We start from the raw sequence: 13,756 nt of genomic DNA, 5'->3' as shown, positions 1-13,756 counted from the left end.
CCGGCCCCGGGTGCTGGGCTCAGGCGCCGGGCTCGTCGACGAAGATGTCGTAGTGGGGCGTGGGCCCGCCGCCGTAGCTGGAGAGGTCGGTGAGACCGGCCTGGGCCAGCACGTCGACGTCGAGGAAGGTGTTGCCGGTGCACTCCCGCGCGGGCCGGGTGAGGATCTCCACCGCCGCGTCGGCGACGATCTCGGGGCCGCGCGAGCGGTCGAGCGCCTCGGTGCCTCCCAGGAGGTTGGCCACCGCAGCGGTCGCGATGGTCGACTCGGGCCACAGACAGTTGGCGGCGATGCCGTGCGTGGCCTGCTCGGCCGCCCACCCCAGCGTCAGCAGGGTCATCCCGTACTTCGCCGTGGTGTAGGCCGGGTGGCGACCCAGCCAGGTGGGCGACAGGTTGAGTGGCGGTGCCAGTGAGAGGACGTGGGGGTTGTCGGACACGCGCAGGTGCGGCAGGCAGGCCCTGGTGAGCAGGAAGGTGCCACGCAGCTGGATCTGCTGCATCAGGTCGAACCGCTTCGCCGACAGGTCCTCCGTCGCGTCCAGCGCGAGCGCCGAGGCGTTGTTGATGCAGACGTCGATCCCGCCGAAGCGGTCCACGGCGGCCCGGACCGTGCGGGCCACCGACTCCTCGTCACGCACGTCACCCACCATGCCGAGCGCCTGGCCGCCCGCGGCCTCGATCTCGGCCACTGCGGTGTGCACGGTCCCTGGCAGTCGCGGATCGGGGGCGTCGGTCTTGGCCAGGAGCACCACGTTGGCGCCCTGACGGCCTGCCGCGACACCGATGGCCAGGCCGATGCCGCGGCTCCCGCCCGACATGACCAACGTCCGACCGCGCAGGCTCGGTCCTCTGCTGGGTTCGGTGCCTGTTCCGGGGGCGGTCACGAGGTGCTCCTCTGCTCGACGTCGACGGGTGCCGTCATGCGCGCGCGGCGGGCCACCCAGCCCGCCCGCGCCATCGTGGCGACGGCGACCAGGACCACGGCGAACACCACGAGCGTGATCGGTCGTCCGAGCACGTAGGTCGGGTCGCCACTGGAGTAGGCCAGCGTCTGGCGCAGCGACGACTCGAGCGTGGGCTGCAGGACCACGGCCAGGACGAAGGCCGCCATGCTGAAGCCCGAGGTACGCAGCAGGTAGCCCAGAAGGCCCGCGCCGAGCATGACCACCACGTCGAAGACGGAGTTGCCGTCGGCGTAGACGCCGATCGTGCACAGCCCGATGATCAGCGGCATCATCGCCTGGGGCGGCACCGCGAGCAGGCGGGTGAACAACCCGACCAGCGGCAGGTTGAGCACCAGCAGCATCAGGTTGCCGATGTACATCGCTGCGATGACCGTCCAGAAGAGCTCGGGCTGGTCGGCGATGAAGGTCGGCCCCGGCACGATGCCGTTGAGCAGCAGTGCGGCGAGCACCAGCGCCATGGTCGGGGCGAAGGGGATGCCGAGGACCATGAGCGGGATGAATGCCGCGCCGGCGGCGGCGTTGTTGGCCGCCTCCGGGCCGGCCACCCCCTCGACCGCACCGTGACCGAAGCGCTCGGGATGCCGGGACACCTTGCGCTCCACGACGTACGAGGCGAACGTCGACAGGACGGCCGCGGGACCGGGGACCAGACCGAGGAAGAAGCCGATGAAGGATCCGCGCAGCGCGGCCGGCGCCGCCTCGCGCGCCTCGGTGCGGTTCGGGAGGAGCTCGCGCATCGTCGGTGCCCGCACGGGCTCGGCGTGACGCTGCGGGCCGGCCATGGTGAGCGCCTCGGCGATGCCGAAGACCCCCATCACCAGCGCGATGAAGCTGAAGCCCTGCGCCAGCGTGGTGGAGCCGAAGGTGAACCGGAGCTCGCCACCGGCGGGATCGATCCCGACGGTGCCGACCGCGAGGCCGAGACAGATCATCACCATGGCCCGGGCCGTGGACCCCTGGGACAGCGACGCCAGCAGGACCAGGCCGGCCACGCACAGCGCCATGTACTCGGGCGGGCCGAGCTTGACGGCGTACGCACTGAGGCTGGGGGCGAAGAGCATGAGACCCAGGATCGACAGGGTGCCGGCGACGAACGACGACACGGCGGCGATCGTCAGGGCCGGTCCGGAGCGGCCCTTCTTGGTCATCTGGTTGCCGTCGAGCGCGGTGACCACCGACGACGCCTCACCCGGGATGTTGAGCAGGATGGAGGTCGTCGAGCCGCCATAGGTGGAGCCGAAGTAGATCCCGGCGAAGAGGATCAGCGAGCCCGTCGGGCCGACCTGGGTGGTCACGCCGAGCAGCACCGACATCGCGCCGATGGGCCCGATGCCGGGCAGGACGCCGACGAGCGTGCCGAGCACCACGCCCGCGACGGCGAGCAGGATGAGGGTGGGATCCGCGAAGGCGGCGAACCCGGCGCCGAGGTCACTGAGCACGACGTCCTCCCCTCAGCCGAGCCCGAGCACGCCGGCCGGCAGGGGCACGACGAGCCAGTAGACGAAGACCCACCAGGTGATGACGCCGAAGGCGAGACCCAGCGCGGCCGGACGCCACCACCCACGCATGCCCATCAGCTTGGCGATCACCGCCATCGCGACGGACAGGGAGGTGACGAAGCCGACGGTGCCGGCCAGGAACGGCACGGCCAGCGAGGTCAGCAGCACGCCGACGACGCGGGGCCAGTGGACCTCGGCCGCCTCCAGCGCGCCACCGTCGTCCTCCTCCAGCAATGTCTCGACGATAGGTGCGGCACCCCGGCGCTCCTGGACGATGACGACGACCGAGGACAGCACGAGCACCCCCGCGACGAGCAGCGGGAAGAACCCGGCGCCGCTGCTGGTCGGCGTGCCGATCCCCTCTTGCAGCGACTGGACGCCGTAGGCCAGGCCGAGGACGAGAACCACCCCTGCGGTGACCAGCTCCGCCGAGGGTCGAGCACGGGTGGAGGCGGTCACTGCGAGGCCTCCAGGATCGGCGCGGAGGCCTTCGTCTTCTCCTCCAGGTGCCGCACCGCTTCGTCGGGTCCGGCGCCGCTGACGATCAACCCGAGCGTCTCCGCGGTGCTGGCGAAGTCGTCGCTCGCCACGGCGTCAGCGACGGTCTCGACGAGCGTGTCGGCGATCTCGGGGGGGAGGCCGTCGGGCGCGATGACGGTGTTGAACGCCTCCCAGACGATGTCGATCCCCTGCTCGCCGAAGGTCGGCACGTCGGGGATCAGGTCGACGCGCTCGGGCGAGGTCACGCCGAGCGCCCGGATGTCGCCCGAGCCCAGCTGGGGCAGCGCGCTGGCCAGCTGCATGACGCCGACGTCGAGGTTCTTGCCGAGCAGGGCGGTCGTGGTGGCCTGGTCACCCTCGAAGTCGACGTGCTTGAGCCGCACGCCCGTCTCCTGCTCGAACTGGTCGGCCGGCACGGCGTAGTTGAGGGGGCCCTCGCCGATCGTGATCGCGCCGGGGTCGGCCTCGGCCGCGTCGACCAGGTCCTGGAGGTCCTCGTAGGGCGAGTCCTTCGGCACCACGAAGATGATGGGGAAGGTGATGATCTCGTTGATCGCCGTCAGGGCGGTCGGGTCGTAGGCCACCTCCTGCGTCTGCGGCAGCAGGGTCAGCGGTCCGTCGGGCACGACACCGATCGTGTAGCCGTCCGGCTTCGCGTTGAGCACCTGGGTCACGCCGACCGAACCGCCACCGCCGTCGCGGTTGACCACCTGCAGGTCGTTGTCGAGGTCACCGCTCGCGTTGATGATGTCGACCAGCGCGCGGGTCGTGGTGTCGATGCCGCTGCCGGCCGGGAAGGGCACGACGACCTGCACCGCGCGCTGGGGGTAGATGTCACCGGCCGATCGTGCGCCGCAGGCGGCGGTGGAGACGGTGAGGGCAAGCGTGACGACCACCAGGACCGGTCGCGGCAGCAGGCGAGGGCGGCGGTGCACCAACGAGACCTTCATGACGACTCCTCCAGTTGACCCGGACCAGCGCCCAGGTGACGAGAGCCACAGTCGACTAGGTGGCCCGAGCATCCGTCAAAGACGTGAATCCACGGTGTCGCATTGTGTCTGCCAATGAGCCCGGCCCGGTGTCCCGCCCCGACCGTTCCATTGCCGCCAGCCATGGGTGCGACTCTCTTTTGCTCTTTGACCCCCGCGGAGCCCGGTGTCGAGGATGAGGGTCCGCGGCCCAGGACCCGCCGCCGCACGGACCGGACAGAGGAGGCCCGAACGCGACCATGGCACACACCCCAGAGCCGCAGCCGCACCAGCAGCCGAGCGACCGGACCGTGCTGGTGGACGTCCGCGACGCAGTCGCCACCGTGACGCTCAACCGTCCCGAGCGGCGCAACGCCGTGTCGTGGCAGCTGATGGTCGAGCTCCGCGCGGCGTTCGCGTCGCTGGCCATGCGTCGCGACGTCCGCGTCGTGGTGCTGGCCGGCGCCGAGGGCGACTTCAGCGTCGGAGCCGACATGGCCCGCGTCGGGTCCGACGACGTCCGCGACCAGGAGACGCGCACCCTGCGCGGCAGGTCCGCCAAGGACGACCGGGAGCGGCTGGCGGTGGCGTCGGAGGCGGTGCAACGCCTCGTCGAGCTGCCGCAGCCGACCATCGCGCGCATCACCGGAGCCTGCGCCGGGGCCGGGCTCAGCCTCGCGCTGGCCGCCGACCTCCGGGTGGCCTCGCCGACGGCCGTGTTCAACACCGCCTTCGTCTCCGCAGGTGTTGCCGGTGACCTCGGCAGCGCGTGGCTGCTCACGCGTGCGGTGGGGCCGGGCCGGGCCCGCGCACTCCTCCTCGACCCCCGCCGGCTCACCGCTGCCGAGGCGACGGAGCACGGAATCGTGACGGAGCTCGCCGCAGACGTGGACGCCCGGGTGCACGAGCTCGGGACCAAGCTCGCCGACCAGGCGCCGATGGCGATGGCGCTGGCCAAGGACAACCTGCGCGACGCGCTCGTGCTCGACCTCCCGGACTACCTCCGTGCCGAGGTGCCACGCATGGTCGAGAGCGCGCGCAGCGACGACGCGAAGCAGGCCGCTCGCGCCTTCGTCGCCAAGCGCGCGGCGGCCCGCCGGGCCTGAACGAGCCTCAGCCCTGCGTGGCCAGCACCAGGGGCAGCACGGCGCCCGCCCCGGCCGCGCGGATCTCGGTCGCGGCGACGGTGAGGGTCCAGCCGCTCGCCACCTGGTCGTCGACCAGCAGCACCGTGGCACCCGCCGGGACCTGCGCGTCGAGCGCCCCCCGGCGGCGTACGGTGGACACGCGTTGCGCGGAGTTGGACTGCCCGGCGCGCGGCGGCACCGAGTCGTCGCGGATCGCCCAGGTGCCGACGACCGGGATCTGCATGACGCGCGCCAGGCCGTCGGCGAGGTCGCGCGTCAGCGTCGGGCGGGTGGCGGACTCGACGACCACGATCGCGTCGGGACGTGCCTTCCACTCCGGCGCCCAGTCCTTCATCACGTCCATCACCGCCTGGGCCAGGCCGGGCGGCACGGGGCCGTCGGGCGTGTCCTCGCGGAACAGCGTGCGCAGCGCCTGGCCGTGGCCCAGGTCGGTCAGGCGGGCGACGGCGCGACCGGGCTCGGCGCCCGCGGCGATCTTGCCCTTGAGGTCGAGCCCGAGGTTGGCCAGCGCGGTCGGCCACATGCGCCGCGGGTCGACCACGACACCCGGCCGCGACAGCCGCGCCCCCGCCTCGGCGACGGCCGTCTCGCTGACCGTGGTCTCGAGGGTGAGGCCGCCGCAGTTGTCGCAGCGACCGCACTCGGCGGCGTCCGGGTCGTCGAGCTGCTCGCGGAGGTAGCGCATCCGGCACTCGCTGGTCCTCAGGTAGCCGAGCATCGCCTGCTGCTCGCGCTCGCGTGCCTCGGCGACGCGGGCGTAGCGCTCGGCGTCGTAGTCCCACGAGCGACCCGTGGCGACCCAGCCGCCCTGCACGCGTTGGACGGCGCCGTCGACGTCGAGCACCTTGAGCATCGACTCGAGCCGGTTGCGACCCAGCTCGACCCGGGTCTCGATGGTGGCGGTGGACAGCGGTCGGTCCGACTCCGCCAGCGCGGCCAGGGTCTCGCGCACCTGCTCCTCGCGCGGGAAGCCGAGGGAGGCGAAGTAGGCCCAGATGTCGCGGTCCTCGATCTGCGGCAGCAGGACCACGGTGGCGTCGTCGGTGCCGCGACCGGCGCGGCCGACCTGCTGGTAGTAGGCCACCGGCGACGCGGGCGCGCCGAGGTTGATCACGAAGCCGAGGCTGGCGTCGAAGCCCATGCCCAGCGCGCTCGTCGCGATCAGTGCCTTGACCCGGCCGTCGACGAGCGCCTGCTCGAGCGCGTGGCGCTCGTCGGCCTCGGTCTGGCCGGAGTAGGCGGCGACCTCGAGGCCGCGCTCGCGGAGGTAGCCCGCGACCTCCTGCGTCGCGGCGACGGTCAGGCAGTAGACGATCCCGGACCCCGGCTGCTCCGCGAGGTGGTCGGCCAGCCAGGCCAGGCGCTGCTCGGGGGTCTTGAGCTGCACGACGCCCAGGCGCAGCGACTCGCGGTCGAGGGTGCCACGCTGCACCAGCACCTGGGAGTCCGCGGCCCCGTCGGCATGGACGCCGAGCTGCTCGGCGACGTCGGACGTGACCCGGGCGTTGGCCGTCGCGGTGGTGGCCAGCACCGGGATGCCGGTCGGCAGCTCGGCCAGAAGCGTGCGGAGGCGGCGGTAGTCGGGACGGAAGTCGTGGCCCCAGTCGGAGATGCAGTGGGCCTCGTCGACCACGAGCAGGCCGCACGTGGCAGCGAGCCGGGGCAGCACCTCGTCGCGGAAGCCGGGGTTGTTGAGCCGCTCGGGACTGACCAGCAGGACGTCGACCTCACCGGCGTGGATCTGGTCCTGGATGACCTGCCACTGGTCGATGTTGGTCGAGTTGATCGTCACCGCACGGATCCCGGCGCGCTCGGCGGCGGCGATCTGGTTGCGCATCAGGGCGAGCAGCGGACTGACGATAACCGTCGGTCCGGCGCCGCCCTCGCGCAGCAGCTTGGTGGCGACGAAGTAGACCGCCGACTTGCCCCACCCCGTGCGCTGCACGACCAGCGCGCGCCGCCGGTCGACGGCCAGGGCCTCGATGGCCGCCCACTGGTCCTCGCGCAGGACGGCGTCGTCGCGGCCGACCAGCGCGCGCAGGTGACCCTCCGCCGCCTCGCGTGCGGATCGGCGTACGTCGTCGGTGACGGCTGGCGCCGTGCTGGCGGTGGTCATGGCACCTGTCTACCAACCCGCACCGACGGCCAGCGCGCGGCATCCACAGCCTCCCGTCCAGCCCCGTCGGGGTAGTCCAGTGACAGACGGTCGTCCCGGGGCCACAACCCCAGCCGTCTGCCACTGGACTGTCCCGGGCGGACAGCCACCTGCCACTGGACTACCCCGGGTGGGGATCGACCCTCAGCGCGCGGCGCGCTCGCTGCGGGCGATGAAGGCGTCGAGGTCGACACCTGCCTTCCGGGCGGCCCGACGGACCTCGGGCGTCGTCAGGTCGGGGGCCACGAACTCCTTCGGCTCGACCGTGCGGTCGGCTGCGGCGTACTGCTGCTGCCGCGCCGCCTGGTCGGAGCCCGACGCGTCCGCGGCGGCCTCGATCGCGGGCGTGACGGCGAGGGCGGCGCCGACCGAGCCGCTGACGACGGGGGTGTAGCCGTTGGCGTGGCCGAGCGTGTTGGGGTGGTAGCTCTCCGAGATCGGGTTGGACAGGCCGTTGAGCCACTCGGGGTCGTCGCAGACCGCGTGGCCGACGAAGGCGCTGGTCGGGTTCGCGAAGGCGAAGCCGTTGGCGGCGGCGACCGTCGACGTGCGCGCGTTGATGAGGTCGGCCATCTGGTTGAGGCGCTCCTGCTCCGCGGGGGAGAACCAGGTGAGCGCGTTGCAGTCCTCCCCCATGAAGATCCGCGGGTAGCCCACGACGCTCACCCGGGCCGAGGGTGCCCGCCCGCGGATGTCGGCGTACAGGCTCGCGAGCTGGCCGGGCAGCGACCCCTCGACGTAGGCCTGCGCATCGTCGATGGCGCCGTCGCAGTCGCTCGCCCAGCCGGGCAGCGCGCACTCGGTGAGCACGTCGGCGAAGCCGGCGTCGTTGCCGCCGACCGAGATCGTCACCTGGCTGGTCGCCGCGCTGAGTGCGTCGAGCTGGGTGCCGACGACGTCGGGGATGGTGGCGCCCGAGCACGCGCGGAAGTTGAGGTCGTAGCCGCGGCCGGCTGCGATCAGGCTGGGATAGGCCTGTGTCGAGCGCTGGCAGCTGGTGCCGTCGTCGATGTAGGACCGCGTGCCGGTGCCCGAGGAGTACGAGTCGCCGAGGGCGACGTAGACGGGTGCGGCCGCCTGCGCGGGCTGGACGAGCAGGGGCGTGACCAGGCCTGCCAGGGCAGCACCGAGCACCGCCCACCGAGAAGTGTGCGTCATGGTCCGAGAACCTCCGAGATAGGTGGCCACCCGAGTGTGGCCTCCTTCACAGTAGGCAAGGTGACCCGTCGGTAGCCAGCGCCTGCCCCGGGTCCTCGCCCAGCGTTCGCCTGCTCGTCGACTCAGATCCGCCGCAGGTGCGGACCTCGCGGCGCGAGCGTCGAGCTGTCGCGGAACGACTCGCCGACCAGCACCGGGACGACGTCGCTGGCGTCGTGCTGCGCGGCGATCTCGACGTCGGCCACGAAGCCGGCGTCGGCCAGCTCCCGGCCGCTCGCGCACTGCAGGAGGTCCAACGGCAGGATCGCCGACTGCCAGGCCGCGATCGCCATCCGGGCCTCCGGGCTGGCGCTGGCCTCGGCCTCCTCGTCGAGCGCGGCGAGCACCGCACCGGCGCCCCACAGGTCCTCGACCGCGGGCCGGAGGGTGTCGTCGTACCACCGCTCGCCGGCGGGTACGACGACCACGCTGGCGCCGTCGGCGACCTTGGGCGCGAGCCACTGGGCGACCGCGCTCGCGTTGCGGAGGCAGGCACCGACGACCTGCGCGCCGGAGTCGGCGAGGGCGAAGGCGATCGTCGAGCCGTTGGGCGAGGGCAGCACCAGGCGCTCGACGCCCTCCACCTCCGACAGGCTCGCCGGCGAGAGGGAGACGTGCCGGGCGTCGCCGCGCGAGCGTGCCTCGAACCGGCCGACCGCCAGGGTCGCCCCGTGGCGCATCGCGTGCTCGGCGGCGCGGGAGTCCTTCCAGCGGAACGGGAAGACCTCGATCTCGCGCTCGACGGCCACGCTCAGCGTGGTGGTGAAGGAGAGCACGTCGACCACGACGGCGTAGTCGGCGGGCACCGCCTCGGCACCTGTCGGCCCCCACTCGAGGCGGAGCCGATAGGTGGACTGGTCGTGGCCCGGCAACGTCACCCTGACATTCAACAACCTGGGAGCCGCCGACACGGAAATTCGCATTCCGCAGCGAGCACCCGGGGCCGTACCTACTCTCGATATATACGAAACATCTACATCTCTTCCTCGGAGCGCTCTCGTGAAGGCAACATCTCGCACCACCCTGGCCGTCACCGCCCTCGTCGCGGCCCTCACCCTCTCGGTCGGCGCCGGCGCCACCGCGTCGATGGTGATCACCGGCAAGCAGATCCTGGACGGCTCCGTCACCTCGGCCGACGTCAAGGACGGCTCCTTGATGATCAAGGACCTCAGGGCGGGCACGAAGCGGAAGCTCACCGGGGCGAGCGGCGCTGCGGGGCCGAGCGGAGCCGCCGGGGCGACGGGTGCGACCGGCCCCGCCGGCCTGCCGGGCGAGCAGGGCCTTCAGGGTCTCCAGGGACTGATCGGTGCGACGGGACTCCAGGGCTTCCAGGGTGCGCAGGGCCTGCGCGGCCTCACCGGTGAGCAGGGCCTCCAGGGACTGATCGGCGAACGCGGCCTCCAAGGACTGACCGGCGAGCAGGGCCTCCAAGGACTCACCGGAGCCATCGGCGCCACCGGCGAGCAAGGCCTGCGCGGCCTCACCGGCGAGCAAGGCCTGCAGGGACTCATCGGCGAACGCGGCCTCCAAGGACTCACCGGAGCCATCGGCGCCACCGGCGAGCAAGGCCTGCGCGGCCTCACCGGCGAACAAGGTCTCCAAGGACTGACCGGCGAGCAGGGCCTCCAAGGCCTCACCGGAGCCATCGGCGCCACCGGCGAGCAAGGCCCGCGCGGGCTCACCGGCGAGCAAGGCCTCCAAGGACTCATCGGTGAGCGCGGTCTCCAGGGACTGCAAGGCCTCCAGGGAATCCCGGGTCTCCAGGGCGTGATGGGCCTGCAGGGCGTCCAGGGGCTCGTCGGCGAGCAGGGCGCGCGGGGTGAGCAGGGACTCCAGGGTGTGGCCGGCCTGGCCGGAGCCGCCGGCGCGAAGGGCGAGCAGGGGATCCAGGGCCTCGCGGGTGCGGTGGGCGCGAAGGGCGACCAGGGCGAGCGCGGCCTCCAGGGGCTGACCGGAGCGGTCGGAGCCGCCGGCGCGGCAGGTGCTCAGGGTCTGCCGGGGCTCGTCGGTGAGCAGGGCCCGAAGGGCGACCAGGGGATCCAGGGGGTCCCCGGCATCCAGGGCCTGCAGGGCGTTCCCGGTCTCAGCGGGTTCGAGATCGTCACCCGGACCGTGTCGATCCCCGCCATCCTCAACGGCAACACCGGGACCGTCACCGCCACCTGCCCGAGCGGGAAGAAGGCCCTCTCCGCGTCGGCCGGCTTCCCAGGCGTCGCCCTGCTCAACCTCAACAGTGTGATCGGCCAGGTCGTCCGCACCAGCGACACGACGTACGCCGCGAACGGGCTCAACCTCCTGACCGCGGCGCAGACGCTGAGCCTCGAGGTCGTCTGCGTGACCGTCGCCGGCTGAGCCGTCCCTGAGTCTCGGGGAGACTCACGGCGGGGCGGCCGGGCGCCAGCGCGCGCTACCGAACAGTCCGGGCCTGGAACGGGACCGTCGACCCCGCGACTGATCGGTAGCACCGGGCTGTGGAGGACGGACGACGGGTCACGCACCTCCTGGCACATCCTGTGGTGATGCCACGGCACCGATGGGACCCGATCGCACCTCGCCTGCACCTGGACCCACCCGGCCCCGGCCGCGACGCACGCGTCGGTCCCGTTCGGCTCCCGGGCGGCTGCTTCGTGAGGGTGGCGGCGTACGACATCGTGAGCCGCTGATCGGATGTCGCGCGCCGCCACCCCGGCGGTTCAGGCGTCGGTCGCGGGCCCCAGCCGCCACACGTGTCCGAGATGTCGCCCTCGATCCGGCGGTTCAGGGGCGACAGCCGGCACACGTGTCCGAGATGTCGCCCTCGCCTGTGCCTGGTCGCCCCGTTGCGCGTCGGGGTCGAGCTGACCCCCGACCAGGCGAGGAGCCGCCGCTACGCCCGCACGTCGTGGGGGGCGTACGTCCCCCGCGACGTCGATCGGAGCCTCGTGCAGCAGCGCATCATCGAGGTGGCTGCCGCACTCCCTCCCCAGGCCGTGATCACCGGGTGGGCGGCGTGCCTGCTCCACGGAGCCGCGTGGTTCGACGGGCTCGCCGTCGACGGCGCCACTCCACTCCCCGTGCCGGTCGCCCTCGGCCCGCGCTGCGGCGTGCGTCGCCACCCCGGCATCGCGCCGTCCTTCGAGCATCGCCCCGCCTGGGAGTCGTGGACCCGCTACGGCGTCAGGGTCGCGCGACCCGAGCGCGCGGTCTTCGACGAGATGCGTCGGCGTGGCGAGCGGGAGGCACTGGTGGCGCTCGACACCGCGACGCTCGCGCCCCGCCTCGCCGCCGTGCCCGCCGAGAACAGCTGAGCTACCGAACAGTCGCGGGCCAGATCGAGCACATCGACCCCGCGACTGTTCGGTAGCGACGTCACCAGATGCGGACGCGGCTCTCGGGCTCGAGCCAGAGACCGTCGCCGGGCTCGGTGTCGAAGACCTCGTGGAACTCGTCGAGGTTGCGCACGATGTTGGCGCGGAACTCGGCGGGGCTGTGCGGGTCGATCGTCAGGTACTGCAGCTCCTGCTCCTTGCGGCGCTTGGTGCGCCACACGTGGCTCCAGTTGAGGAAGAGCGTGCGCCGGTCCTCGACCGACGGCTCCCCGCCCTGGCTGATGACGTAGGCCTTGTGCGCGATGGTCAGGCCGCCCAGGTCGCCGATGTTCTCGCCGACGGTGAGGCTGCCGTTGACGTGCTCGCCGGGCAGGCTGCGCGGCTCGAAGGCGTCGTACTGGGTGACCAGCGCCTGCGACTTGGCCTGGAACGCCGACTTGTCGTCGGCGGTCCACCAGTCGTGGAGGTTGCCGTCGCCGTCGTACTGCGCGCCCTGGTCGTCGAAGCCGTGACCGATCTCGTGGCCGATGACGGCACCGATGCCGCCGTAGTTCTCGGCCTCCTCGGCGTCCGGGCTGAAGAACGGCGGCTGGAGGATGGCGGCCGGGAAGCAGATCTCGTTGGTGCCGGGGTGGTAGTAGGCGTTGACGGTCTGCGGGAGCATCAGCCACTCGTCGCGGTCGACGGGCTGGCCGACCTTCTCGAGCTGGCGGTCGGTCTCGAACGACGAGGCCGCGGCGACGTTGCCCATCAGGTCGTCGGCGGAGATGACGAGCGCGGAGTAGTCGCGGAACTCGGTGGGGTAGCCGATCTTCGGGTAGAAGCGGTCGAGCTTGTCGTAGGCGTGCTGCTTGGTGTCCTCGCCCATCCAGTCGAGCGCCTCGATCGAGCGGCGGTAGGCCGTGACGAGGTTGGCGACCAGCTCGTCCATCATCTGCTTCGACGACGGCGGGAAGTGACGCGCGACGTAGACCTTGCCGACCGCCTCGCCGATGCAGCCCTCGACGAAGTCGACGCCACGCTTCCAGCGGGCCCGCAGCTCGGGCGTGCCGTTGAGGGTGCGGCCGTAGAAGTCGAAGTTGGCCTCGACGAACGCGTCGGGGAGGTACGGCGCCGAGCTCCGCACGACACGGACGTGGAGGATGTCGCGCCAGGTCTCGATCGGCGTCTCCTCCAGCACCGTGGACAGGTGGGAGAAGAAGTCGGGCTGCATCACGATCGTGGTGCGCAGTGTCTCCTCGGTGCCGCCGAGGCCGGTGACGTAGGTGACCCAGTCGAAGGCCGGGCACAGCTCGCGCAGCTCGTCGAGGCTCTTGTGGTTGGTGGTCTTCTGGACGTCGCGCGTCTCGGCCGCCTCCCAGTGCCCCTGGGCCAGGCGCGTCTCGTACGCCAGCACGCGAGCCGCCGCGGCCTCGGGCTCCGGGTGCTCGCTGAGGGTGAGCAGGGTCGTGAGGTAGGCGAGGTACTTGTCGCGGATCTCGGCGAACTTCTCGTCGTCGTAGTAGGACTCGTCGGGCAGGCCGAGGCCGCCCTGGGCGAGGTAGACGATGTTGCGCGAGGCGTCGACGCGGTCGGGGGTGATGTAGGAGCCGAACAGCCCGGGGCCGCCGATGCGCTCGAACATCCCGAGGAACGCGGCGAGACCGGTGAGGTCCTCGACCTCGGCGGCACGGTCGAGCAGGCCCTTGACCGGTCGCAGGCCCTTGGCCTCGATCGTCTCGGTGTCCATGAAGGAGGCGAAGAGGTCGCCGATCTTGCGCTCGTCGGCGTCGAGCTCGTCGGCCGGGCGGTCGGCCAGCTCGGTGATGATGTCGCGCACCTGCTGCTCGGCGGCGTCGGCCAGCGCGATGAACGCGCCCCAGCTCGACTTGTCCGACGGGATGTCGGTCTCCTCCAGCCACCGTCCGTTGACGTGGCCGAAGAGGTCGTCCTGGGGCCGGATGTCGGGGTTCATGCCCTCGCGGGCCGCATCGAGGATCGTCACGCGTTCGACCCTAGGTCATGGCGCCCAAG

At 72.0% G+C, this 13,756-nt stretch carries 11 protein-coding genes; 3 read left to right on the top strand and 8 right to left on the bottom strand.

Annotated elements, in window-relative coordinates; translation table 11 throughout:
* Positions 1–19: 19 nt before the first annotated feature.
* From IEZ25_RS17300 to IEZ25_RS17285, 4 genes are read right to left on the bottom strand one after another with little or no spacing between them, the layout of a single operon-like run.
* Positions 20–886 carry an SDR family oxidoreductase gene (locus IEZ25_RS17300; protein WP_318152297.1) on the bottom strand — a complete coding sequence of 289 codons (867 nt, stop codon included), beginning with the start codon at positions 884–886 and terminating at the stop codon, positions 20–22.
* Positions 883–2,406 (bottom strand): tripartite tricarboxylate transporter permease, encoded by a 1,524-nt coding sequence (locus IEZ25_RS17295; RefSeq protein ID WP_191200694.1) that lies wholly within the window; start codon positions 2,404–2,406, stop codon positions 883–885. Before IEZ25_RS17295 ends, IEZ25_RS17300 begins: the two co-directional genes overlap by 4 nt.
* A 12-nt stretch (positions 2,407–2,418) precedes the next feature.
* The gene (locus IEZ25_RS17290; RefSeq protein WP_191200693.1) at positions 2,419–2,925 is read right to left on the bottom strand and encodes a tripartite tricarboxylate transporter TctB family protein; all 507 of its coding nucleotides are present in this window, start codon (positions 2,923–2,925) and stop codon (positions 2,419–2,421) included.
* On the bottom strand, positions 2,922–3,917 hold the full coding sequence (locus tag IEZ25_RS17285) for a tripartite tricarboxylate transporter substrate binding protein (protein WP_191200692.1): 996 nt from the start codon (positions 3,915–3,917) through the stop codon (positions 2,922–2,924). The genes IEZ25_RS17290 and IEZ25_RS17285 overlap by 4 nt, the downstream gene beginning before the upstream one ends.
* Before the next feature lie 278 nt (positions 3,918–4,195).
* Between IEZ25_RS17285 and IEZ25_RS17280 the strand changes: the two genes are divergently transcribed.
* Entirely contained in the window at positions 4,196–5,041 is an 846-nt protein-coding gene (locus IEZ25_RS17280; RefSeq protein ID WP_191200691.1) for an enoyl-CoA hydratase/isomerase family protein, read from the top strand.
* A gap of 7 nt (positions 5,042–5,048) precedes the next feature.
* On the opposite strand, the gene IEZ25_RS17275 is transcribed toward IEZ25_RS17280, so the two are convergent.
* From IEZ25_RS17275 to IEZ25_RS17265, 3 genes are all read right to left on the bottom strand, one after another.
* A complete protein-coding gene (locus IEZ25_RS17275) occupies positions 5,049–7,199 on the bottom strand; it encodes a RecQ family ATP-dependent DNA helicase (protein ID WP_191200690.1) in 2,151 nt (716 codons plus the stop codon).
* Between the two features lie 183 nt (positions 7,200–7,382).
* Complete coding sequence (locus tag IEZ25_RS17270; protein WP_191200689.1) at positions 7,383–8,396, bottom strand: SGNH/GDSL hydrolase family protein; 1,014 nt, start codon at positions 8,394–8,396, stop codon at positions 7,383–7,385.
* A gap of 122 nt (positions 8,397–8,518) precedes the next feature.
* Positions 8,519–9,313 (bottom strand): 2-phosphosulfolactate phosphatase, encoded by a 795-nt coding sequence (locus tag IEZ25_RS17265; protein WP_318152296.1) that lies wholly within the window; start codon positions 9,311–9,313, stop codon positions 8,519–8,521.
* A 121-nt stretch (positions 9,314–9,434) separates the two neighbouring features.
* Here IEZ25_RS17265 and IEZ25_RS17260 point away from each other — a divergent pair, with 121 nt between their 5' ends.
* Both IEZ25_RS17260 and IEZ25_RS17255 read left to right on the top strand, forming a co-directional pair.
* The gene (locus tag IEZ25_RS17260; protein ID WP_191200687.1) at positions 9,435–10,787 is read left to right on the top strand and encodes a collagen-like domain-containing protein; all 1,353 of its coding nucleotides are present in this window, start codon (positions 9,435–9,437) and stop codon (positions 10,785–10,787) included.
* A 467-nt stretch (positions 10,788–11,254) separates the two neighbouring features.
* The gene (locus IEZ25_RS17255; RefSeq protein ID WP_191200686.1) at positions 11,255–11,722 is read left to right on the top strand and encodes a hypothetical protein; all 468 of its coding nucleotides are present in this window, start codon (positions 11,255–11,257) and stop codon (positions 11,720–11,722) included.
* A gap of 61 nt (positions 11,723–11,783) precedes the next feature.
* Here the strand turns inward: IEZ25_RS17255 and IEZ25_RS17250 are convergent, their stop codons facing one another.
* Positions 11,784–13,727 (bottom strand): M13 family metallopeptidase, encoded by a 1,944-nt coding sequence (locus IEZ25_RS17250; RefSeq protein WP_318152295.1) that lies wholly within the window; start codon positions 13,725–13,727, stop codon positions 11,784–11,786.
* Between the last annotated feature and the right edge of the window lie 29 nt (positions 13,728–13,756).

The sequence above is a fragment of the Nocardioides hwasunensis genome, assembly GCF_014779665.1.
In the GTDB taxonomy this organism is placed as follows: Bacteria; Actinomycetota; Actinomycetes; order Propionibacteriales; family Nocardioidaceae; genus Nocardioides; species Nocardioides hwasunensis.
This window is presented reverse-complemented; position numbering and strand designations above follow the sequence as displayed.

Excerpts from the sequence above, each read along its gene's own strand:
- IEZ25_RS17270 (WP_191200689.1), bottom strand. The coding sequence starts at position 8,396 with ATGACGCACACTTCTCGGTGGGCGGTGCTCGGTGCTGCCCTGGCAGGC.
- IEZ25_RS17280 (WP_191200691.1), top strand. The coding sequence starts at position 4,196 with ATGGCACACACCCCAGAGCCGCAGCCGCACCAGCAGCCGAGCGACCGG.
- IEZ25_RS17285 (WP_191200692.1), bottom strand. The coding sequence starts at position 3,917 with ATGAAGGTCTCGTTGGTGCACCGCCGCCCTCGCCTGCTGCCGCGACCG.
- IEZ25_RS17275 (WP_191200690.1), bottom strand. The coding sequence starts at position 7,199 with ATGACCACCGCCAGCACGGCGCCAGCCGTCACCGACGACGTACGCCGA.